At 70.2% G+C, this 21,648-nt stretch carries 17 protein-coding genes; 9 read left to right on the top strand and 8 right to left on the bottom strand.

The features are described 5' to 3' along the window. Positions 1-92 precede the first annotated feature (92 nt). The 3 genes from ACFQ7F_RS36720 to ACFQ7F_RS36710 all read right to left on the bottom strand — a co-directional run bounded on the left by ACFQ7F_RS36720 (position 93) and on the right by ACFQ7F_RS36710 (position 4,509). On the bottom strand, positions 93-1,445 hold the full coding sequence (locus ACFQ7F_RS36720) for a DNA-3-methyladenine glycosylase 2 family protein (RefSeq protein ID WP_383280583.1): 1,353 nt from the start codon (positions 1,443-1,445) through the stop codon (positions 93-95). A gap of 121 nt (positions 1,446-1,566) precedes the next feature. Next, entirely contained in the window at positions 1,567-2,667 is a 1,101-nt protein-coding gene (rsgA, locus tag ACFQ7F_RS36715) for a ribosome small subunit-dependent GTPase A (RefSeq protein WP_383280574.1), read from the bottom strand. A gap of 246 nt (positions 2,668-2,913) precedes the next feature. Further along, positions 2,914-4,509, bottom strand: a complete 1,596-nt coding sequence (locus ACFQ7F_RS36710; RefSeq protein WP_383280572.1) for a flavin-containing monooxygenase — start codon at positions 4,507-4,509, stop codon at positions 2,914-2,916. A gap of 70 nt (positions 4,510-4,579) precedes the next feature. On the opposite strand from ACFQ7F_RS36710, the gene ACFQ7F_RS36705 reads away from it, so the two are divergent. The 3 genes from ACFQ7F_RS36705 (at position 4,580) to ACFQ7F_RS36695 (ending at position 7,160) form a co-directional block, all read left to right on the top strand. Further along, the gene (locus ACFQ7F_RS36705; protein WP_383280569.1) at positions 4,580-5,593 is read left to right on the top strand and encodes an AraC family transcriptional regulator; all 1,014 of its coding nucleotides are present in this window, start codon (positions 4,580-4,582) and stop codon (positions 5,591-5,593) included. Between the two features lie 135 nt (positions 5,594-5,728). Beyond that, the gene (locus ACFQ7F_RS36700; RefSeq protein ID WP_383280566.1) at positions 5,729-6,955 is read left to right on the top strand and encodes a cytochrome P450; all 1,227 of its coding nucleotides are present in this window, start codon (positions 5,729-5,731) and stop codon (positions 6,953-6,955) included. A gap of 10 nt (positions 6,956-6,965) precedes the next feature. Beyond that, positions 6,966-7,160 carry a ferredoxin gene (locus ACFQ7F_RS36695; RefSeq protein ID WP_383280563.1) on the top strand — a complete coding sequence of 65 codons (195 nt, stop codon included), beginning with the start codon at positions 6,966-6,968 and terminating at the stop codon, positions 7,158-7,160. 16 nt (positions 7,161-7,176) lie between these two features. On the opposite strand, the gene ACFQ7F_RS36690 is transcribed toward ACFQ7F_RS36695, so the two are convergent. Beyond that, complete coding sequence (locus ACFQ7F_RS36690; protein WP_383280560.1) at positions 7,177-9,738, bottom strand: polysaccharide lyase family 8 super-sandwich domain-containing protein; 2,562 nt, start codon at positions 9,736-9,738, stop codon at positions 7,177-7,179. A 142-nt stretch (positions 9,739-9,880) separates the two neighbouring features. Between ACFQ7F_RS36690 and ACFQ7F_RS36685 the strand changes: the two genes are divergently transcribed. The 3 genes from ACFQ7F_RS36685 to ACFQ7F_RS36675 are packed head-to-tail and all read left to right on the top strand — an operon-like array spanning position 9,881 to position 13,423. After that, positions 9,881-10,480, top strand: a complete 600-nt coding sequence (locus ACFQ7F_RS36685) for a chemotaxis protein CheB (RefSeq protein WP_383280557.1) — start codon at positions 9,881-9,883, stop codon at positions 10,478-10,480. Beyond that, positions 10,480-12,540, top strand: coding sequence for a CheR family methyltransferase (locus tag ACFQ7F_RS36680; protein ID WP_383280554.1), 2,061 nt, complete (start codon positions 10,480-10,482; stop codon positions 12,538-12,540). Before ACFQ7F_RS36685 ends, ACFQ7F_RS36680 begins: the two co-directional genes overlap by 1 nt. A 25-nt stretch (positions 12,541-12,565) precedes the next feature. Then, complete coding sequence (locus tag ACFQ7F_RS36675; protein ID WP_383280552.1) at positions 12,566-13,423, top strand: ANTAR domain-containing protein; 858 nt, start codon at positions 12,566-12,568, stop codon at positions 13,421-13,423. A 4-nt stretch (positions 13,424-13,427) separates the two neighbouring features. On the opposite strand, the gene ACFQ7F_RS36670 is transcribed toward ACFQ7F_RS36675, so the two are convergent. Beyond that, entirely contained in the window at positions 13,428-14,099 is a 672-nt protein-coding gene (locus ACFQ7F_RS36670) for a pyridoxamine 5'-phosphate oxidase family protein (protein WP_383280549.1), read from the bottom strand. Between the two features lie 186 nt (positions 14,100-14,285). On the opposite strand from ACFQ7F_RS36670, the gene ACFQ7F_RS36665 reads away from it, so the two are divergent. Next, a complete protein-coding gene (locus tag ACFQ7F_RS36665; RefSeq protein WP_383280546.1) occupies positions 14,286-17,207 on the top strand; it encodes a glycoside hydrolase family 2 TIM barrel-domain containing protein in 2,922 nt (973 codons plus the stop codon). Between the two features lie 449 nt (positions 17,208-17,656). Here the strand turns inward: ACFQ7F_RS36665 and ACFQ7F_RS36660 are convergent, their stop codons facing one another. Next, positions 17,657-18,316 carry a DUF4389 domain-containing protein gene (locus tag ACFQ7F_RS36660; RefSeq protein WP_383280580.1) on the bottom strand — a complete coding sequence of 220 codons (660 nt, stop codon included), beginning with the start codon at positions 18,314-18,316 and terminating at the stop codon, positions 17,657-17,659. A 155-nt stretch (positions 18,317-18,471) separates the two neighbouring features. On the opposite strand from ACFQ7F_RS36660, the gene ACFQ7F_RS36655 reads away from it, so the two are divergent. Further along, positions 18,472-18,888: a VOC family protein gene (locus tag ACFQ7F_RS36655; RefSeq protein WP_383280577.1), complete on the top strand. Its 417-nt coding sequence runs from the start codon at positions 18,472-18,474 to the stop codon at positions 18,886-18,888. On the opposite strand, the gene ACFQ7F_RS36650 is transcribed toward ACFQ7F_RS36655, so the two are convergent. Both ACFQ7F_RS36650 and ACFQ7F_RS36645 read right to left on the bottom strand, forming a co-directional pair. Further along, positions 18,860-19,588, bottom strand: coding sequence for a DUF6597 domain-containing transcriptional factor (locus ACFQ7F_RS36650; protein ID WP_383280543.1), 729 nt, complete (start codon positions 19,586-19,588; stop codon positions 18,860-18,862). The two genes, ACFQ7F_RS36655 and ACFQ7F_RS36650, sit on opposite strands and share 29 nt — an antisense overlap. Positions 19,589-19,652: 64 nt before the next feature. After that, a complete protein-coding gene (locus ACFQ7F_RS36645) occupies positions 19,653-20,588 on the bottom strand; it encodes an AraC family transcriptional regulator (protein WP_383280541.1) in 936 nt (311 codons plus the stop codon). Positions 20,589-20,669: 81 nt separating this feature from the next. On the opposite strand from ACFQ7F_RS36645, the gene ACFQ7F_RS36640 reads away from it, so the two are divergent. Continuing rightward, positions 20,670-21,518, top strand: coding sequence for an NAD(P)H-binding protein (locus tag ACFQ7F_RS36640; RefSeq protein WP_383280538.1), 849 nt, complete (start codon positions 20,670-20,672; stop codon positions 21,516-21,518). Positions 21,519-21,648: the final 130 nt, after the last annotated feature.

The following is a 21,648-nucleotide window of genomic DNA, read 5'->3' as shown; positions in this document are numbered from 1 at the left end:
GGCTGGAATATCCAGCCCGTCCGGCGATTGAGGACGAACTCGGCGAAGCCGGGGGATTCGGGAAGGGGCGGGGTTGGGGAAAGGAAATGCCTCTACCTCGCCGTCAACAAGTGCCGCACCCCGTACGACCGCCAAGGCCGCCACCCCTCAGACGCACCCACCCCGGACAACCCCACATCCGGATCCCCCAGGGCCCGCATCCGAATCAAAGCCACAACCCTCTCCCCCACCCCTGCCAAAGCCGCAAGCCCAGCCCCCGCATCCTCCCTGTCCGCCCCCGCATCCAACCGCACCCGCCCATCGGCAAGCGCAGCAGCCAGCTCCCCCAAAGAGCCCGGCTCCCCGGCAAGCGCTCCCGGCTCGGGGAACACATGGGTGAGGGACCCGCACGGCGCGTCCAGCGCCTTCCCGTACCGCTCCACGAGGAGCGAGGCCTCCGAACGCCCCACCAGCGCCCGCACAGCGAACTCGTCGGGATCGGCGGACCCCGGCGAGCGCAGCCCTGGCCGCGCGGCGACCAGCGGAGCGAGCCGCGGATCGGCGCCGAGCCGCTCGTCGACGGCGTACGGATCCGCGTCGAGGTCGAAGAGCCGCCGCAGCCGCTGCACGGCGGTCGTGAGGTCCCGCAGATCGGTCAGGTGGAGCCGCGCGTCCAACCACCCACCGGCCCCGTGATCACTCTCCTCGACGGCCACGATCCCCGTGCCGTACGGCAACCGCAACGTACGCCGGTAGGTCCGCGCACCCGCGTCCCCGCTGATCTGCTCGACCCCGTCGACGGCCTCTTCGGAGAGCAGGTCGAAGACGGCACCGGCCTGGTAGGCGCCCCGGTAGGCGAGCCGCAGCGGCACCCCGGCGGACGGGGTGGCCCGCCCGGCGCCCCTGCCACGCGGTGCGGCGTCTCGCAGGGCGGTGGGCGTCAGGGCGTACACCGCCCGGATCGTGTCGTTGAACTGCCGCACGCTGGCGAACCCCGCGGCGAACGCGATCTCCGTGATCGGCAGGGCCGTGGTCTGGAGCAACACCCTTGCGGTGTGCGCCCGTTGGGCCCGCGCGAGGGCGACGGGCCCCGCCCCGAGTTCGGCGGTGAGCTGGCGCTGCACCTGCCGGGAGCTGTAGCCGAGCCGCACGGCGAGACCGGGGACGCCCTCGCGGTCGACGACACCGTCACCGATCATGCGCATGGCGCGGCCTACGACGTCCGCGCGTACGTTCCACTCCGCGGACCCCGGCACGGCGTCCGGGCGGCAGCGCCGGCAGGCCCGGAATCCGGAGCCCTGGGCGGCTGCCGCGGTGGTGTAGTAGCGGACGTTCTGGCGCTTCGGGGTGACGGCGGGGCAGCTGGGCCGGCAGTAGATGCCGGTGGTCTCGACGGCGAAGAAGAACTCTCCGTCGAAGCGCGCGTCGCGGCTGCGAACCGCCTCGTACCTGGTCTCTTCATCGATCACATGTCCCAGTGTGCGGCTTCGCAGGACGTTCGGCTGGCGGTATTCGGACACCGTGTTGCGGGGCACGGAAGCGCCCCCCAACACGGTGCCACCCCACTAACGGTGTCACCCCACTCCGCTAGCGGATCCGGCCCCGCTTGGCCTCCATCGCCGCCTTGCCCTCCGCGCCCCGCAGCTTCCACTCGCGGCGCATGTCCGCCCGGAGCTTCGCGTCCGTCTTGGCGACGATGCGCTGGTTCTCGCGGATCAGCTTGCGGTAGCTGTCGAGGCGGCGGCCCTGGAGTGTGCCGTCCTCGACGGCCGCGAGCACCGCACAGCCGGGCTCGGCGGTGTGGGCGCAGTCGTGGAAGCGGCAGTCGGCCGCCAGCTCCTCGATCTCCGAGAAGACCTGGCCGACGCCCGCCTCGGCGTCGAAGAGACCGACACCGCGCAGCCCCGGCGTGTCGATGAGGACGCCACCGGCGGGAAGCACGAGGAGGTTGCGGGTCGTCGTGGTGTGACGGCCCTTGCCGTCCACGTCACGGGCGGCGTTGACGTGCATGACGTCCTCGCCGACCAGGGCGTTGGCCAGCGTCGACTTGCCCGCTCCGGACTGGCCGAGCAGGACGGACGTACCGCCGGAGACGACGGCGCACAGGACGTCGACGCCTTCCCCGGTGGTGGCGCTGACCGGGAGCACCTGTACGCCGGGGGCCGACGTCTCCACGTCCTCGACCAGGTAGGACAGGCCGGTGGCGTCCGGGACCAGGTCGGCCTTGGTGAGGACGACCAGCGGCTGGGCGCCGGACTCCCAGGCCAGGGCCAGGAACCGTTCGATCCGGCCGAGGTCGAGCTCGACGGCGAGCGAGATCGCGATGATCGCGTGATCGACGTTGGCCGCGAGGATCTGCCCCTCGGACCGCTTGGAGGAAGTGGAGCGCACAAAGGCGGTACGGCGCGGCAACAGTGTCCGGACGTACCGCGGATCGCCGCCCTCGGGGTCGACGGCGACCCAGTCCCCCGTGCACACGACCTTCATCGGGTCACGGGGAACGACGAACTCGGTGTCGGCACGCACCGTGCCGACCGGGGTGACGACGTCGCACTGACCACGGTCGACGCGCAGCACACGGCCGGGCAGCAGACCCTGCGCCGCGTACGGGGTGAACTCGGCTTCGCGGTCCGTGTCCCAGCCGTAGGGCGCGAGAGGGTGCGAAGAAGAGGGAGAAGAAGCCTGCATGGATGCAGAAGATGCAGAGGAAGACAAGGGGTGACCCTTCACAGGGGTGGCCCCGGCTCACGCACACACAGGCGCGTGGAAGAGAAGAAGGTCAGCCGGTGACCACGGAGGTGAAATGAACGGACTTCTCGATGCGGGCAGCGCCCATCTCAACGACAGCCATCGGTCACACCTCCTGGATCACACTCGACCGGCACCGGCAGCCAACCGGCCGCCGGGCGAACGAGAGCAACCCTAGCCCCGGGCTCAGGCGGAGCGCCAACCTTTTTCGCGCCCGGCGGCAGCAAGCTGCTCGGCCGCCGCCACCCGAGCCCCCCGCACGGCCGACACCGGCGTCGGCGCCAGCGTCCTGTTCAAGTTGGTGCGCATCGTCGAAGCGGCATCAAGCACGTAGTTCTGCCGGACCTTCCAGGGGCTGCGGTCGCCCTGCCGGGGGAACGCGTCGATGGAGCGCTGGACGTATCCGGAGGCCAGGTCGAGCAGGGGGCGTTCGTTCAGGGTGCTCGTCGGCCTCGGTTCCACCGCCGCGTAGTCGTGCTCGCGCATGTGGTTGAGCACCTTGCACACGAGGCGGGACGTGAGGTCGGCGCGCAGCGTCCAGGACGCGTTGGTGTAGCCGATGCAGACGGCGAAGTTCGGTACGCCCGTCATCATCGCGCCGCGCCACACGAACTGCCGTTTCAGCTCGACCTGTTGGCCGTCGACGCGCGGTGCGATGCCGCCGAACGCGAGGAGTTGGAGTCCGGTGGCCGTCACGACCACGTCGGCCTGAAGGACACGGCCGGACTTCAGCCGGATGCCCTCGGGGACGAAGCGGTCGATGTGGTCGGTGACGATCTCGGCGTCGCCCGCCTTCAGGGCCTCGAACAGGTCGGCGTCGGGCACCGCGCACAGTCGCTGGTCCCATGGGTCGTAGGACGGCGTGAGGTGGTCGGCGACCAGCTTGTCGTCCTTGACCATGCGCTTGTTGAGGCCGGTGAGCAGTCGCCTTGCGGCCTTCGGGCTGCGGCGGCAGAACTGGTAGAGGCCGATGGCGAAGAGGATGTTCTTCGTCCGTACGAGCCGGTGGGCCGCGTTCGCGGGCAGTACGGCGCGGATGCCGTCGGCCAGCCTGTCCCGCGAGGGCAGTGAGCCGATCCAGGTCGGGCTGCGCTGCAACATGGTGACGTGCGCGGCGCTCTGTGCCATCGCGGGCACCAGCGTGACGGCGGTGGCCCCGCTGCCGATGACGACAACGCGCTTGCCCGCGTGATCCAGGTCATCGGGCCAGAACTGCGGGTGCACGACCGTGCCGGTGAAGGATTCGACGCCCTCGAACTCGGGGGCGTGGCCCTGGTCGTAGTTGTAGTAGCCCGTGCAGGAGTACAGGAAGTCGCAGGTGACGGTGGTCAGGGTGCGCCTTCCGTCCTCATCGGTGCGCTCAAGCGTCACCGTCCAGCGCGCCGTCGCGGTCGCCCAGTCGGCGCCGACGACCTTGGTCCCGTAGCGGATGTGGCGGTCGATGCCGAACTCCGCTGCCGTGTCCTTGATGTAGCTCAGGATGGAGTGGCCGTCGGCGAGCACCTTCGAGTCGCGCCAGGGCTTGAAGGCGTAGCCGAGCGTGAACATGTCGGAGTCCGAGCGCACACCCGGGTAGCGGAACAGGTCCCACGTCCCGCCCATGGACTGCCGGGCCTCGATGATCGCGTACGAGCGCTCGGGGCACTCGGTCTGCAGCCGGTACGCGGCGCCGACGCCGGAGAGACCCGCGCCCACGATCATGACGTCGATGTGCTCGGGCGGGGCAGCGATACCGGCGGTGCCTTCGGTACCTTCGGCACTGGAGTCTGCGGTGTGCGTCATGCTTCTCAGTGTCCGGAAGCACACCCGGCAGGAATTGACCCGGGACGACAGATCTTTGACCCTGGACGACATGTCCGTGATCAGATCGGCGGGTCTTCGCGGTTTCCGCGCGACGGTGGCGGAGCTCGGCGGCGACGCCGAAGCCTATGCCCGGCAGGCGGGCTGCCCCACGGCCGCCCTTGACGGGGACGACCTCCTGGTACCCGAGGAGGCGATGGCCACCGTACTGGAGCTCGCCGCCGACGATCTCGGCTGTCCGGATCTCGGCCTGCGCATCGCGACCCGGCAGGATCTGGGCATGCTCGGCGCCCTCGCGCTCGCCATCCAGAATTCCGCCACCCTCGGGGACGCCCTGGAGTGCACCACGCGCTATCTGTTCGTCCACGCGCGCTCGCTGAGCCTCAGCCTCGAGCCGGATCCGTACGGCACTCCGGGGGTCGCCGCCCTGCGTTACGGCGTACGCGAGGGGACCGAGGCGCCGCCCCAGGGCATCGATCTCTCCCTGGGGTTCATGCACCGGGCCATCGTCTACCTGGTCGGCCCGTACGGCCTCGGCTCGGTCGAGCTGCCGCATCCGCTGCTCGCCCCGCTGTCGGTGTACGAGGACTTCTTCGGCGTCCCCGTGAAGGCGGACCGTCCCGCGGCGCTGCTGCGTGTCCCGCTCAGCCTGGCCGACCGGCCGCTCGGCGGGGGCAACGCGCATCTGCGCCGTCTCGCGCTCGCGTATCTGGACGAGCAACTGCCCAGGGAGCGGACGGATGTCGTCAGCGGGGCCCGCGCCGTCGTCGCCCGTTCGCTCGGCACATCGCCGCCCGAGATCGGGGCGGTCGCCCGCCTCCTGAATGTCCATCCGCGCACTCTTCAGCGACGGCTGCGCGCGGCGGGCACCACGTTCGCCGGGGTCGTCGACGAGGAGCGGCGCAGCGCCGCCCGCCGCTACCTCACCGACACCGACCTCCCGCTGGGCCAGGTCGCCCTGCTCATCGGCCTCTCCGAGCAGTCGGCCCTCAACCGCTGCTGCCGGCGCTGGTGGGGTGCGACACCGCGCGCGGTGCGGAGCGGGGACAACGCAGGCGCGGGTTGAGCGGAGGGGCTGATTCCGGCCAGTTTCGCCCGCAGAACAGGCCGCCATCTGGCTCATTGTGGAGTGGACCAAATAGATGCCCCAGGCATCTACTGGAACAGGTAAAGGGAGCCCCTCCGCTTGTGAGGTAAGTCCATGACGGAATCAGTCGCGTCCGAAACAACCTCAGCAGTCGCGTCCGAACCAGTCGCCTTCCCGCAGGACCGCACGTGCCCCTATCACCCGCCACAGTCGTACGAGCCACTCCGCGAGGCCCGGCCGCTCTCCCGGGTCCGGCTGTTCGACGGCCGTTCCGTCTGGGTGGTCACCGGCCAGGGGACGGCCCGCGACCTGCTCATCGACCCGCGTCTGTCCACCGACCGTGAGAACGAGGCGTTCCCCGCGCCGACCGAACGCTTCGCGAAGGTACGCAACCGCCGTGTCGCCCTGCTCGGCGTCGACGACCCCGTGCACAACACCCAGCGCCGGATGCTGATCCCCAGCTTCTCGGTCAAACGGATCGCCGCCATGCGCCCGCGGATCCAGGAGACGGTCGACCGGCTCCTCGACGCCATGGAGGCACAGGGGGCACCGGCCGAGCTGGTCGGCGCGTTCGCGCTTCCGGTTCCGTCCATGGTGATCTGCGCCCTGCTCGGCGTGCCGTACGCCGACCACGAATTCTTCGAGGAGCAGTCGCGCCGGCTGCTTCGCGGCCCCCGCGCCGAGGACATCGAGCGGGCGAGGGACGAACTCGACGCCTACTTCTACGCGTTGATCGACCGCAAACGCCGGGAGCCGGGGGACGGGCTCCTCGACGAGCTGATCCACCGGCAGCTCTCCGAGGGTGCGCTCGACCCCGAGGAACTGGTCAGCCTGGCGACGATCCTGCTGATCGCGGGGCACGAGACCACGGCGAACATGATCTCCCTGGGCACGTTCACGCTCCTCCAGCACCCGGAGCAGCTCGCCGAACTGCGCACCGAGCAGACGCTGATGCCCGCCGCCGTGGAGGAGCTGCTGCGCTTCCTGTCCATCGCGGACGGAATGCTGCGGGTGGCGAAGGAAGACATCGATGTCGCGGGCAGCACCATTCGAGCGGACGACGGCGTCATCTTCTCCACCTCCCTCATCAACCGTGACACCGCGGCCTACGAGACACCGGAGGAACTGGACTTCCACCGCGCCGACCGCCACCACCTGGCCTTCGGGTTCGGCATTCACCAGTGCCTCGGCCAGAACCTCGCCCGCGCCGAGATCGACATCGCCCTGCGGACGCTCTTCGCGCGCATGCCGGAGCTCCGCCTCGCGGTGCCCGCACGGGAGATCCCCTTCAAACCGGGCGACACGATCCAGGGGATGCTCGAACTCCCCGTCACCTGGTAGGAGGTGAACGATGCGGGTCCATGTGGAATCCGAGCGGTGCGTGGGTGCGGGGATGTGCGCGCTCACCGCTCCGAGCGTCTTCACCCAGGACGACGACGGCTTCAGCGAGGTGCTCCCCGGCCGCGAGGACGGGGGCGGCGACCCCTTGGTGCGTGAGGCCGTACGGGCCTGCCCGGTGCAGGCCGTCACCGTCGAGGAGTCCTGACCGAACCGTCCGGGCTCTAGCGCAGCGTCACCGTGAAGCTGCGTCCGTACGCGTGGTGGGTGTCGACGTCGATCCGGGTCCCGCCGTGGACCCGGCTCACGCGCACCCCCTCGTCGGCCTTGACCTGCCGCAGGGAACGGCCGCGCAGCAGCACGCCGACCCTGTCGCGGTCCATCGTCGGATCGGACACCGCCACGGTGGTCGGGCCGCGCCTCTCGTGCCGTACGAGCACCGAGGCGGGGCCCTCGATCCGCAGCCCGGCATTCCCGGCGTGCCCGGCGACCTCATGGCGGCCTGCCGTGAAGCTGTTCGCGGCCATCAGGCCGAGGCCCGCGTGGCTGACGGCCTGCAGCCGCACCGAGTTGGCGAGCACCTTCAGCGGCTGCCCGCCCCGGTACGACCTCAGCCCGGCCTCGCCCGCGTTCGGCACCAACGCGTAGGCGAGGGAGGCAGGGCGGGCCCCGGCCTGCCGGTCCACGCTCACGCCGAGGACCGTGCGCGTCACCGCCGTGTCCGGGTTCGCGGTGCGGACGACCCGGCGGCTGCGCGTGACCTTGTCCAGGGCGACCCGCACCTTCGGGGTGTCCAGGAAGACGTAGCCGACGGAGGTGCTCCGGGTGGCGTTGGCGTAGCGCAGCCACCGGAGGTCACCGGTGCCCGCGCCGGTCCACGGGCGGCCGTCACGCAACTCCCCGCGCACGGACACCTGGTCGTCCGGGGCGGCGGTCCGCGCGTCGACCGTCGTCGTCACGGCACGCCCCGCGCCGTCGCCGACCCCCGCCGCGAGCACCACGATCTCCTCGTCGAGCAGGAACCACGACTTCGTCGCCGTCGCGCCCCGGTAGACCACGAAGTCGTCCGGCAGCAACTCCCGGTCCCGGTAGGCGACATCACTTGACTGCACCGCCCCGACCGCGCCGTACGCCCCGAGGACCGCGCCCCCCGAGTGCCGGTTGGTGCCGCGCGGGAAGTAGACGTACGTGTTCTGCGACTCGGAGGAGGAAGTGAAGTTCAGGGGGTGGCCGGGGTTGTCGTAGAACGGCTTCCCGTACAGCTCGGGAACCGTCCGGCGCTGCTCGACCGGGGCGGTGACGCCCGCGAGGCCGTACGGCGAGACCGTGGTGAAGTAGTCGACTCCGTACGCCTGGGTCTGGTCCTGTCCGGAGAGATAGAGGTAGTACGCGCCGTCGCCCTGGAACCACGGCATGAGGTTCTCGCCGCTCATGTACTCGTACTTGCTGATCCGGTCGGAACTGCGCGCGAGCGCGAAGGCGTACCCCTCTCTGCGGTGGACGTGCTTGTCCATGGCGTTGAAGGCGACGCTGCGCGACGCCGGGTTCAGGTCCGCGGGCGGCACGGAGGTGTCGCCGATGATGTCGGCGTAGCGCACGATGCTGACCGGCGAGACGAATCCTGTCGGGTTGAGCGCGGCGCGCGAGGTCGACCGGATGTGCTTCACATAGCTCTTCAGGGCGGTGGCGTCGGCGCCGGTGGAGAGGGACGAGAGGTCCACGACGGCCTCGACGACGACCGCCACGTCCGTGTAGCCGCTGTCGGGGCGCGAGACCGCACGCCCCTTGACGATCTCCATCATCCAGCCCTCGAAGATGAGCGGCGCGAACCCGTCGCGCACCCACCTCTGGACCGTCGGCACCAGCTCCTCGCCGTGCGCGAAGCCCGTGCCGTCGAGGATTTTGAGGGTCTGCACGACCCGGGTGAGCAGGCCTTTTCCGTACGATCCCGTGTACGCGACGGAGGCGTGCTGGATGAAGGAGCCATCCGCGTAATAGCCGTCCGTCACGCCGTGCCGGAGGCGGTAGGGGTCGATGGTGACGAAGACCGTCAGCTGGTCGGTGAGGGCCTTGCGGATGCGGGGCTCGCCGCCCGCACCGATGAGCGCGCCCTGCAGGATCCGGTTGGTGGTGATGTCGGCGAGGTTGGCGCCGGTGTGGAAGCGCGAGTCGAGGTTCACGTCCCCGCCGGTGCCGTTGCGCAGATAGGCGTCCATCGAGGCGATGTAGGTGGCGATGAGGCCGGGCCTGTAGGTCCGCACCTCGTCCACGAGGAGCGCGAAGGTCTTGCTGACGTGCTGGGAGATGCCGATCTCCCAGTGGAACCAGTTGCCGTAGTAGCCCTTGGACTGATCGCCGTAGTAGCGCGCGTGCAGCCATCCGAGGCCGTCGATCACGCGGCGCCGCACGGCGGTGTCGCCGTAGAGGTCCGAGGGGGTCGGGCTCGGGGTGCGGGTCGCGAGGGCGATCTCGTAAAGGCGCTTGAAGGCCGTGTTGAGGTTGGTCTCGTCCGTGCCGAGAACGAGCCCGGCGAACAGCTCGCCCTCGCCCGCGTCGTCCATCGACTTCAGATTCGTCCGGGCCGTCTTCTCGATCGCGAGGAGCTTGGCGGCCGTCTCGGGGCGTGCGTTGGACTCGATGGTCCCCGCGAAGATCCCCACAGTGTTGGCCAGGAGGCGGGCGCTGTCCGCAGCGGCCTGTGCGGCGCTCGCGGGCAGCGCGGGGAGCACCGCAAGGAGACCGGCGGCCGAAAGGGCGGACAGCAGGCGTCTGCGGGTGATATCCATGGCGTCCTCCGCCGGTCGAGTTGGCGTTCCTGGCGTCCTGGCGGGCGGAGTCAAGCAGACGCCCCGGGCGGCGACAAGGGTGAGTACGCCGCCGCCCCGCACCACGGCATCGATCTCACCGTCAGGGGCTAGGCTCAATATTGTGAGGTCGGAAGAGCACACACCGGGGCCGTTCGCCATCGTGGCCATCGCGTCGTCCGCCGGAGGCATCCAGGGCCTCGGCTCGATCCTGGGCGCACTCGGCGCAGATCTGCCCGTGCCGGTGCTCGTGGTCCAGCACCTCGACCCGCGTCACCGCACCCTCCTCGCGGAGGTCCTCACCCGGCGCACGGAACTCACCGTGAAGCTGGCCAAGGACCAGGAGAGCGTCGAGCCGGGGACCGTGTATCTGGCGCCGCCCGACCGGCATCTCCTCGTGGGGCCGGAGGGAATACTGACGCTGTCGAACAGTAAGCTCGTGCACTTCGTGCGTCCCTCGGCCGACCTGCTCTTCGAGTCGGTGGCCGGGGCGTACGGGCCGCGGGCCATCGCCTGTGTGATCACCGGCACCGGCATGGACGGTGCCATGGGCGTGGAGGCGGTCAAGTCGCGCGGCGGCACCGTGATCGCCGAGGATCCGCAGAGCGCGCAGTTCGCGGGGATGCCCAGGGCTGCGGTGGAGACCGGAGCCGTGGACTTCGTACTCCGTATTGACGAAATCGCCGCGGCCATCCGCGGACTGGTCGAGGACAAGAGGCAGTGATGGGTGAGTCGTCCGGCGCCGGGGCAGAGCAGGGCGCGAAGCCGGGTGCCCAGGGGCGTCCGGAACCGGCGAGCGAAATGGATCAGGTGCGGGAAGCCGAGCGGGTCAGTGAAGTGGAGCAGGAGCGCCAGACGGAGCGGGCGCATGAGGGTGAGCAAGGGCGCCAGGAGACGGAGCGGGGGCGCGAGGCAAAGTCCGACCAACTCGTCGACCAGGGCCTGGAGGATCTTCTCTCGTTCATCCGCGACGCGCGCGGATTCGACTTCACCGGCTACAAACGCTCCACCCTGGGCCGCCGCATCCGCAAGCGGATGGGCGATGTCGGCATGCAGGGCTACGCGGACTACCGCGACCTCCTGGAGACCGACGCGGACGAGTTCCGTGCGCTGTTCAACACGGTCCTGATCAACGTCACCTCCGTGTTCCGCGACCCCGACGCCTGGTCACTCCTGAGGCGCGAGGTGCTGCCCGAGCTCCTTGAGGCGGTCGGCTCTCAGGGCGAGATCCGGGTCTGGAGCGCGGGATGCTCCAGCGGCGAGGAGGCGTACTCCCTTGCCATGATGTTCGCGGAGGCGATCGGCGTCGAGGAGTGCCTGAAGCGCGTCAAGATCTACGCCACGGACGTCGACGAGGAAGCGCTGCGCGACGCCCGCTCGGGGCAGTACCCCGCCAAGGCTCTGGATTCGCTGTCCAAGGACTTGCGCGACAAGTACTTCGAGCGCACCGGCACGCAGTACGTCTTCAGGACGGATCTGCGCCGGCGCGTCATCTTCGGCCGCCACGACATCACCCGTGACGCGCCGATCTCCCGCCTCGACCTGCTCGTCTGCCGCAACACGCTGATGTACTTCAACGTGGAGGCGCAGACCCAGATCCTCGACCGTTTCCACTTCGCCCTGCGCCAGGGCGGCTATCTCTTTCTCGGCAAGGCCGAGATGCTCCTGAACGACACCGAGCGCTTCGAAGCGATCAGTATCCGGCAGCGTGTCTTCCGCCGCCGCCCCGGCGGTACCACTCCGCCGTATCCCGCGACGACCCCCCTGAAGGCCAGGTCCACCATCGCCTCCGGGAAGCAACAGGCCGCACAGGCCAACCAGTTGCGTGATCTGGTCCTGGACTCGATGCCGGGGGCGAGCATCGCCCTGGACGGCAACGGTGCTGTCATCCTGGTCAACCACGGGGCGCGGGCCCAGTTCGGCCTCACACCCAACGATGTGGGGCGCCCTTTCCAGGACCTGGAGATCTCCTACCGGCCCGCCGAGCTGCGCTCCCTGATCGACCAGGCCATCTACGAACGCCGGCCGATGCACGTCCGCGGCGCGGAGCGTCGGATGGGCAACGACCTGCAGTACTTCGACATCGACATCCAGCCGATCCTGGGCGGGCCCGGCGGGCCGGGTCTGCCGGTCGCCATCAACGTCACGTTCACGGACGTCACGCAGTCCACCCGCCTCAAGGCCGAGGTCAAGCGCGTGCGTGAGGACCTGGAGACGGCGTACGAGGAACTCCAGTCGACGAACGAGGAACTGGAGACCACCAACGAGGAACTCCAGTCGAGCATCGAGGAGCTGGAAACCACCAACGAGGAACTCCAGTCAACGAACGAGGAACTGGAGACCACCAACGAAGAGCTCCAGTCCGGCAATGAAGAGCTCGAAACGATGAACGACGAGATGCGGCTTCGCACCACGGACCTGGACGAGGCACATGCCTTCCTCGAGGGCGTGGTGAGCAGTATCGCGGCCGGGGTGGTCGTGCTCTCCGCCGACATGCGCGCCAAGAACTGGAACCGCGGCGCGGTCGATCTGTGGGGCCTTCGCCCGGACGAGGTGATCGACGAGCAGTTCTTCGCCCTCGACTTCGGACTGCCCACCGACCGCCTGCGCGATGTCATCCAGCAGTGCGTCGCGTCGGGCAAGCGGTCGGGCCCTGTGGTCATCCCCGCGGTGAACCGCATCGGAAGGAACATCGACTGTTCGGTCATCTGCTCTCCGTTCGACGGGCACAACGGAGGTGTTGTCCTCCTGATGGAAGATGTCGCCGACTCGGGCGGCAGCTGACCCGACAGGTCGTACGCTTATGGACATGAGCGCCACGGAGGGCGGTTCGCACGAGGCGGGCGGTCGGGCCGACAGTGCCTGGCAGCGTGCCGTTCGTGCGGACGAACGCGCCACCCAGGAGACAGCGAACGCCGAGCGCCATGAGCAGCTCTTCGCGACGACCGGCCGCGTGTTCCACTCGACGATGGCGACGCGGCACCGCGCCGTCGCCGAGCGGCACCGCACCACGGCCCGCCTCCAGCAGGCGTACGCCCTCCGGTTGGCGGAGGCGGAGAGCAGAGGGGGTGGCCTCCCTCTTTTCATGGCGGGGGTAGCGGAGGCCTGCGGGACGCGCAGCGCCGCGCTCACGCTGGTCGGGGCCGACCTGAGCCAGCTCGCGGTCGCCGCTTCGGACCGGCCCTCACGCGGCGCCCAGGATCTGGAGTACGTCCTGACCGCGGGCCCCGGAATCGACGCGGTCCGCGACCGGCGGGCGGTGTACGCGTCGGGCCCCGCGCTCGAGAGGCGCTGGCCCGGCTACGGCTCCGGTATCGCCGCCCTCGGCCTGAGTTCGGTCGCGGCGCTCCCGCTGAAGGTGTCGACGGACTGCATAGGGGTGCTCACCGTCTTCGATCCCCCGTCGGAGCTCGCCAGGTCGGGAAAGTTCGACGAGGTCGCCGCCGCCCTGGCGGACGGCGTGTTGATAGGCCCGGACGCGGATCCCGGACTCTACGGCGGCGCGGACCTGCGGGCCGTGGTCCACCAGGCCGCAGGCGTGCTGTCCGAGCAGGTGGGCGGTTCGGTCACTGACGCCCTGGCGCTCATCAAGGCACGGGCGTTCGCCCTGGGCGTGCCCCTCGAGTCGGTGGCTCGGAGCGTCATCTCCGGGGAACTGCGACTCTGACCGCTCAGCCGTGCCGCGTCCCGTCGCGCTCGGCGATGTGCGTCGGGACCGTGATGCCCGGCGGGAGCAGCGGGTCGGCCACGGGGGTTCCCCAACTCGCCGTCAGGGGAAGGTTCCCGGCCCAGATGCCGAGCGCGGCGTCCGGTCCTTCGCCGTCGTCCGGCGGGCCCGCGCTCGTCTTGACCGACGCCTCCTCCAGGCAGAGGGCGAGCAGCGTCGTCGCGGCGAGTTCCTTGCGGCTCGGGCGCCGGGCGTAGTCCCACTGGCCGGGGGCAGCGTGATCGGTGAGCAGGCGCAGGCCCGTCAGCTTCTCGTCCGGGTCGGTGACCTTGCGCGGGACGCCGTAGATCATCGCGCTGCGGTAGTTGACGCCGTGCTCGAAGACCGAGCGGGCCAGGATCAGGCCGTCCACGTGGGTGACGGTGACGCAGACCGTCGCGCCGGGGTCGGCGGCCAGGCTGCGGCTCGCTACCGAGCCGTGCAGATACAGCTGGGTGTCGTCACGGCCGTAGACGGTCGGCACGACCATGGGGTGCCCGTCGATCACGACGCCCAGGTGGCAGATGAACCCCGCGTCGAGGATCGCTTCGAGGTCGGCGCGCTCCAGGCTGCCCTGCTCGCGCAGGCGGCTGTGGCGGGTGCGGTCGGTCTGCGGGAGCTGCTGGCTGGCGGTCACACCTCCGCAAGCTACCGATATAGCGCCCAGAATGCCATGCCTCAACGAATTACATCCGGCCACTCGGCAACGTACGACGAAATCCGCAGGCCATGCGCCATCCGTCCAATTCTCCCGCGGAGAATCCAACAACCCGCGGCGCGTGAGTGTTGTGACGTCCCACCTCCCGGCTGTCTGATGGAGGGCATGGAGCTCCCCTACCTTGAGGACGTATCCCCCGGCACCGGCAGCCTCCCGCCCCGCGCGTGGTATGCACGCTCGGATGCCATATCCCTCTCCCTGAACGGCAGTTGGCGCTTTCGCCTCTCCCCGACCGCCGACGCCGCCGACGACTCCTTCGCCTCGGACGGCTACGACGCCGGATCCTGGGACACCGTTGCGGTGCCAGGGCACTGGGTGCTGCAGGGGCACGGCGCGCCGATCTACACGAACATGGTCTATCCGTTCCCGGTCGACCCGCCCCGCGTACCCACCGAGAACCCGACCGGCGACCACCTTCGCACCTTCGACCTGCCGGCCGACTGGCCCGCGAGCGGCGGCGGCACACTCCGCTTCGACGGCGTCGAGTCCTGTGCCCGCGTCTGGCTGAACGGCACGGAGCTCGGCGAGTTCAAGGGCTCACGCCTTCCGCACGAGTTCACGGTCGGCCACCTCCTGAAGCCGTCCGGCAACGTCCTCGCGGTCCGCGTCCACCAGTGGTCGTCCGGTTCGTACCTGGAGGACCAGGATCAGTGGTGGCTGCCGGGCATCTTCCGGGACGTCACCCTGCTGCACCGCCCCGAGGGCTGCGTGCTCGACTTCTTCACGCACGCCTCGTACGACCATCGCGCGCGGACCGGGACGCTGCGGGTCGACTCGGACGTGGAGGGCCGGGTCACCGTGCCCGAGCTGGGGATCGATGTCGCCACGGGCGAGCCGGTGACGGTGACCGTCGAGCCCTGGACGGCCGAGACGCCCCGGCTCTACGACGGGGTCCTTGCCACGGCGGGCGAGCGCGTCCCGCTGCGGATCGGCTTCCGTACGGTGGCAGTCGAGGACGGGGTCATCAAGGTCAACGGCCGCCGGATCCTGTTCCGCGGCGTGAACCGGCACGAGTTCCACCCGGAGACGGGCCGCGCGCTCGACCTCGCCACCATGCGCACCGATGTCCTGCTGATGAAGCAGTACAACATCAACGCGGTCCGCACCAGCCACTATCCGCCGCACCCCGCCTTCCTCGACCTCTGCGACGAGCTCGGCCTGTGGGTCATCGACGAGTGCGACCTGGAGACCCACGGCTTCACCGAGCAGGGATGGCGCGACAACCCCGTCGACGACGACCGCTGGACGCCCGCCCTCCTGGACCGCGCGGCCCGCATGGTCGAGCGCGACAAGAACCACGCCTCGGTGATCATCTGGTCCCTCGGCAACGAGTGCGGGACGGGCCGCGGCCTGACCGCCATGGCCCACTGGATCCGCGCACGGGACTCCGGGCGCCTGATCCACTACGAGGGCGACCAGTCCTGCGCGTACACCGACATGTACTCGCGCATGTACGCCGACCATGCCGAGGTCGACCGTATCGGCCGCCGCGAGGACACGGACGGCCCGGCGTCGCGCCTCCAACTCCCCTTCATCCTCTGCGAGTACGGGCACGCGATGGGCAACGGCCCCGGCGGCCTGAGCGAGTACCAGGAGCTGTTCGACGCACATGAGCGCAATCAGGGCGGCTTCATCTGGGAGTGGATCGACCACGGCCTCAGGCACCCGGAGCTCGGCTACGCCTACGGCGGCGACTTCGGCGAGGAACTGCACGACGGGAACTTCGTCTGCGACGGCCTGGTCTTCCCCGACCGGCTCCCGTCGCCGGGCCTCGACGCGTACAAGCAGGTCATCCAGCCGGTGCGTTTCGCGTACGACAAGGACGCGGGGACGGTCAGGGTCACCAATCTGCACGACTTCGCGGACCTGTCGCATCTGTCCTTCGAGTGGTCGTACATCAGCGATGACGACGCGGCGTGCGAGGCCGGAGACCTGGCCGTGCCACCGGAACTCGGACCCGGCGAATCCGTCGAACTGAAGGTGCCGGACGCGCCACCCGCGAGCCGCGATGCCGAGACCTTCCTGCATCTCTCGGCGATGGTGGGCGTCGCCGATACGAACTGGACGAAGCTGGATCACGGCGTCGCGCGGGCCGAGTTCGCGGTGACGCCGCGCCCCGCCGTCCGTGCCGCCACCGGTGAACGGCCGGTACGTGACGGGCACTTCATCACCCTTGGCCCCGGCACGTTCGACGCCCGCACCGGGGAACTGCACACGCTGAACGCCATCCATCTGTCCAGTGCCCCGCGCCTGGACATCTGGCGCGCCCCTACCGACAACGACAACGGGGCGTCCTGGCAGGGCGGACAGCGCAACGGACTGCTGTGGCGCGAGCTCGGCCTGCATCGGATGCAACACCGTCTCGACGCCGTCGAGTTGACCGACGACGCGCTCACCGTCCACACCCGCGTGGCACCCGCCTCGCGCGACATCGGCCTGCGCACCACCTACCACTGGACGTCCGACGGCACCCGGCTGCGCCTCGCGGTCTCCGTGGTACCCGAGGGCGAGTGGAAGGTTCCGCTGCCCCGGCTCGGCATCCGGCTCGGCCTTCCCGCCGCGTACGGGCATGCGTTCTGGTTCGGTGGCGGGCACGGTGAGGCGTATCCGGACACGGCGGCGGCGTCCCGCATCGGGACCTGGTTCGAGCACGTCGACCGGTTGCAGACCCCGTACGTGCGCCCCCAGGAGAACGGCGCCCGTGCGGACGTCCGCTGGGCCGAGCTGCGGGCGGGCTTCACCGGCGAAGGCGTGCGCGTGGTCGGCGAGCCCGCCTTCTGGTTCACCGCGCGCCGCTGGACCACCGAGCAGCTTGACGCGGCCACGCACCGTACCGACCTCACCCCCGGCGAGACGGTGTGGGTCCATCTCGACCACGGTCAGCACGGCATCGGATCACAGTCCTGCGGGCCCGGGGTCCTGCCGCAGCACGAACTCCATGCCGCCCCGGCTCAGTTCGCCTTCACCTTCGCGCATCGCGACGCCACGCCCGATGAGGAGCCGCCGGTGCCGCCGCCAGCCGGGTGAACCCCGCTCTGACCGGGGTTTTCCGGTGACTCAGCACTAGACTGGAAGTCACCGTCGAACCACGTGTCACCCTGGGGGGAGGGAGCACCCCGCGTCACAACCGCGGCTCGGCCGCAGTCCGTTGAGGCCGTCGGCCACCCCTCCTCCCTCGCCGGGCGATTCACGCCCGGGCAGGTTCGTGGGCTTACGCGGTGTTCCAGTCCCTGGTGGGCGTGTTGCCGGACTCGGTCTGCGAGGTGGACGAGTATCTGGCGGAGCTGGAGTCGCTTGCGGAACTGATCAGCCGGTGAACGGGTCAAGCGGTGACACTGGTCAGCCTGCGAACGCCTGCCGCACGATGTCCAGGTTGTAGTCGTCGATCTCGACCGTGCCGAGATCGGCCGGGGCGAATCGGCACGCTCGGCAAGTCCATGGCATCCGCCGTAGCGAGGATTCGCGGACCGGGACAGTCAGCCGAGGGGTTCCAGCTCGCCCTGATCGAGGCGGTAGGGCGGATATGCGTCCGTGAGCAGCAGGCCATAGGCCAGGACGCGCGCGACCCAGCGGTGCAGACCGATGTTGAGGTCGTACATCCCCCGGGGGTAGCGGCCGGTGAAGAGCAGGGACACGCCCGCGTAGAAGGCCAGGAGTCCGGTGAGGCCGCCGTTGAAGCGGTAGCCGCCCGCCATCAGCGCGGCCACGATGAGCTGCGGAACGACAAGGAGCCAGCCCTTGACCAGGACGAGTCCCCTGGAGAGGTGCTCGGGGTAGACGATGTCCAGGTGGGCGGGGTAGTCGGCGACGTCGCCCAGGGCGAAGGGCGGATAGCGGTCGGTGCCGAGCGATCCGTACGCGTAGTACTCGACACGCCAACTCCAGCGCAGCACACCGACGTTGTAGTCGAAGAGCAGCCGTGGATAGCTGCCGGTGAACAGGACGGCGAAGAAGGCGACGAAGGTGACGAGGAGGAAGCCGATCCACAAGAAGAGCAGAACGATGTAGTGCGGGAGCACGAGCAGCCACTTCACGAGCCAGAGCCAGCGGGACAGCTCAGCGTCGTACTGCGTCTCCAGGCGGACCGGACCGACCGGACTGACCTGGTCTTTGCCGAGGGTGGTCGGCGTGGGCATGGCGGACATGGCGGTCATCTCCCCTCGTCCACGTGCTTGCCCTTCTCGCCCACATGTACGACCGCGCGCGGGCGGCGGCAAGGAGTGGCGCGGCGTCCGTTTTCTTCAAGACGGGCGTCGGGCGGCTGCCTAGGCTGCGAAGCATGAACACGAACATCACACCCCGCTTCGATCTGATCGGCATCGTCGTCTCCGACATGGCCGCGACGCTCGCCTTCTACCGCCGCCTCGGCCTGGAGTTTCCCGGGGGTTCCGAGGATCAGCCGCATGTCGAGGCGGCGCTTCCCGGCGGTCTGCGCATCGCGTTCGACACGGAGGAGACGGTCCGCTCCTTCACCGAGAACTGGGAGCCGCCGCAGAGCGCGGGCCGCATCGGGCTCGCGTTCCACTGCGAGACCCCCGCGGGCGTCGACGCGGCGTACGAAGAGCTGATCGGCGCCGGACATCACGGTGAGCTCAAGCCGTGGGACGCCTTCTGGGGCCAGCGGTACGCCTCTGTCCTCGACCCGGACGGGAACGGCGTCGACCTGTTCGCGCCGCTGTCTAAGCCGTCTGGCCCGGCCGCGGGCTGAGCAGCTCGCTCAGCGGCATCCCCGCCAGCTCCTTCACGTCACGCGCCAGATGGGCCTGATCGGCGAACCCGGCGACGGCCGCCGTCTCCGCGTAGGCCATCCCCCTCCTGGCCAGGGCGAGCGCGCGCTGGAGCCGCAGGACACGGGCAAGGGTCTTGGGTCCGTAGCCGAACGCGGCGAGTGAACGCCGGTGCAGGAGGCGGGCGTTGATGCCTGCCGCCTCGGCGGTCGCCGCGACGGACCGCCCCGCGTCGAGGGCCTTGACGACATGCGCGAGCAGCGGATCGGGCGGCTCCGACCCGCCGGCGCGCTCCAGGGCGAAGGACTCCAGGACGGCGGCCGGATCGCGCGCCGCGTCCATGCGCTCGGTCAGGCGGCGGGCGTCGGCGGACGGCCACAGGTCGGCGAGGTCGACGCGCCGGTCGCGGAGTTCGTGCGCGGGCACACCGAGGAAGGCGGGGGCGGTGCCGGGGTAGAAGCGGATGCCCACGTACCGGGCGGCCGCGTTCGATTCGGGCCGGTACGCGCGGGTGTCGGGCCCGGCCACAAGGAGCCTGCCCCCGCTCCACAGCAGATCCATACAGCCGTCGGGAAGAACGGGATAGACGCCGTCGGCCCCGCCACCGCTGGTGCGGGTCCACAGGACCGCGCCCGCGACACGGGATGGCCGCTCCGCGTACTCGACGGTCTCGTACGACACGCCTTCAAGGTTACGCCGCTCCGGGGCACCGCTCTGGGCACCGCTCAGGGGCATCACTCAGGGGCTACGCGGCCCGTGAGCGGTGCTCCTGCGGGCTGACCCCGTACACCCGCTTGAAGGCGCTGGACAGGGCGAACGCGCTGCCGTACCCGACGCGCCGTGCGATCGCGGCGATCGTCTGCTCGCCGTCCCGCAGCAGGTCGGCGGCGAGCGCGAGCCGCCAGCCCGTCAGGTACGCCATCGGCGGCTCGCCCACGAGCTCGGTGAAGCGCCGGGCGAGCGCGGCCCGCGAGACCCCCGCCTTCGCGGCGAGCGCGGCGATCGTCCAGGGGTGCGCGGGGTCGTCCTGGAGCAGCCGGATCGCCTGCCCGACGATCGGGTCCCCCATCGCCCGGTACCAGGCGGGTGCCTCCGCCTCCGGCCTGGAGAACCAGGCGCGCAGCGCGGCGATCATCAGCAGATCGAGCAGCCGGTCGAGCACGACGTCCTGTCCCGGCTCGTCCTTGGCGATCTCGTCGGCGAGCAGCGGGGTGAGCGGGCAGTCCCACACCTCGGTGGGCAGGACGAGGAGCGGGGGCAGCGCGTCCAGGAGCCGCCCGGTGATCTCGCCGTGCGCCTGATAGGTGCCGATCAGCATCTCGGCGGCGCCGTCGAGCGATTCGCCCCAGGTGCGCAGGCCGAGGTCCTGGTACTGCCCGATCGGGGTGCCGCCCAGGGGTACACAGCGCTGGCCGGGCTTGATCTCGGCGCGGGGCGGCGTGTCCTGCTCGTCGGCGACGGTGTAGTGATCGGGGCCGCGCGCGACGGCGACGTCTCCGGGACGGATCAGCTGGGGTGCGCCGTCGTCGGGCACGATCCAGGCGGTGCCGCGCACCATGATCATGACCGAGAGGGGCGCTTCGTCCGCGATGCGGACGGACCAGGGCGGGTCGAAGCACGCGCGGATCATGAAGGCTCCTCGCGCGCGCGGGCCCTCCAGCAAGCCTGCGAGTACGTCCATGCGGGAAGCGTAGACGCACGCGTATGGGGGTGAGCCCCTGGCGGATGGTTCCTTGTGGCGGGCGGCAGTTGACTGGGACGCATGACGAAGAACGCGTCGCAGACGCAGAAGATGACAGTGCTGGTCACGGGCGCTTCCGGCAAGACCGGGCGCCGGGTCGCGGAGGCCGCGGAGGCGGCGGGGCACACGGTGCGGGCCGCTTCTCGGTCGGGGGCGGTGCGGTTCGACTGGTACGACCCCTCGACGTGGGAGGACGCGCTGCGGGGCGCGGACGCGGCGTACCTCGCCTATCAGCCGGACGTCGGCGCGCCCGGTGCGGGCGATGCGGTGGGTGCGCTGGCCCGGCGGGCGGTGGAGCTCGGTGTGCGGCGGCTCGTGCTGCTCTCGGCGCGGGGTGAGGATCAGGCGGAGCCCGCCGAGCGTGCGGTGCGGGAGTCGGGGGCTGAGTGGACCGTGGTGCGGGCGAGTTGGTTCGCCCAGAACCTCAGCGAGGGTCCGCTCCTTGAGGGCATGCGGGCCGGGGAACTGGTGTTCCCCGCCGGGGAGGTGCTCGAACCGTTCATCGACGCGCGGGACATCGCGGATGTGGTGGTGGCGGTGCTTCGCCCTGGTTCGGGCTACGCGGGGCGGGTCGTGGAGGTCTCGGGGCCGCGGCTGCTTTCGTTCCGCGATGCGGTGGGGGAGATCTCGGCGGCTGCGGGGCGGGAGATTCGGTACGTTCCTGTCTCCGCCCGGGAGTACGGGGGTGCGCTTGCGGAGTACGGGGTGCCCGCGGAGGAGGCGGAGTTCCTGATCGAGCTCTTCGAGACGAATCTGGACGGGCGCAACGCGCGGCTCTCCGAGGGGGTGCGGGAGGTTCTTGGGCGGGCGCCTCGGGACTTCGGTGAGTTCGCCCGTGAGCATGCGGAGGCGGGCGTCTGGAAGGCGTGATTTTCCCCAACCCCGCCCCTTCCCGCAAACCGTGCCTGCGCCCCGGACCTACCTGGGGCTCCGCCCCAGACCCCGTACAAGATGGCCTCAAACGCCGGCCGGGCTGGAACTATCCAGCCCGGCCCCGTCC

The organism is Streptomyces sp. NPDC056486, from assembly GCF_042795295.1.
Lineage (GTDB): Bacteria > Actinomycetota > Actinomycetes > Streptomycetales > Streptomycetaceae > Streptomyces.
Note: the sequence above shows the minus strand (reverse complement) of the source record. Positions and strands in the feature narration are given on the sequence as shown.

Excerpts from the sequence above, each read along its gene's own strand:
- rsgA (WP_383280574.1), bottom strand. The coding sequence starts at position 2,667 with ATGCAGGCTTCTTCTCCCTCTTCTTCGCACCCTCTCGCGCCCTACGGC.
- ACFQ7F_RS36710 (WP_383280572.1), bottom strand. The coding sequence starts at position 4,509 with ATGACGCACACCGCAGACTCCAGTGCCGAAGGTACCGAAGGCACCGCC.
- ACFQ7F_RS36705 (WP_383280569.1), top strand. The coding sequence starts at position 4,580 with ATGTCCGTGATCAGATCGGCGGGTCTTCGCGGTTTCCGCGCGACGGTG.
- ACFQ7F_RS36700 (WP_383280566.1), top strand. The coding sequence starts at position 5,729 with ATGACGGAATCAGTCGCGTCCGAAACAACCTCAGCAGTCGCGTCCGAA.
- ACFQ7F_RS36695 (WP_383280563.1), top strand. The coding sequence starts at position 6,966 with ATGCGGGTCCATGTGGAATCCGAGCGGTGCGTGGGTGCGGGGATGTGC.
- ACFQ7F_RS36690 (WP_383280560.1), bottom strand. The coding sequence starts at position 9,738 with ATGGATATCACCCGCAGACGCCTGCTGTCCGCCCTTTCGGCCGCCGGT.
- ACFQ7F_RS36680 (WP_383280554.1), top strand. The coding sequence starts at position 10,480 with ATGGGTGAGTCGTCCGGCGCCGGGGCAGAGCAGGGCGCGAAGCCGGGT.
- ACFQ7F_RS36675 (WP_383280552.1), top strand. The coding sequence starts at position 12,566 with ATGAGCGCCACGGAGGGCGGTTCGCACGAGGCGGGCGGTCGGGCCGAC.
- ACFQ7F_RS36665 (WP_383280546.1), top strand. The coding sequence starts at position 14,286 with ATGGAGCTCCCCTACCTTGAGGACGTATCCCCCGGCACCGGCAGCCTC.
- ACFQ7F_RS36660 (WP_383280580.1), bottom strand. The coding sequence starts at position 18,316 with ATGCCCACGCCGACCACCCTCGGCAAAGACCAGGTCAGTCCGGTCGGT.
- ACFQ7F_RS36645 (WP_383280541.1), bottom strand. The coding sequence starts at position 20,588 with ATGGACGTACTCGCAGGCTTGCTGGAGGGCCCGCGCGCGCGAGGAGCC.
- ACFQ7F_RS36640 (WP_383280538.1), top strand. The coding sequence starts at position 20,670 with ATGACGAAGAACGCGTCGCAGACGCAGAAGATGACAGTGCTGGTCACG.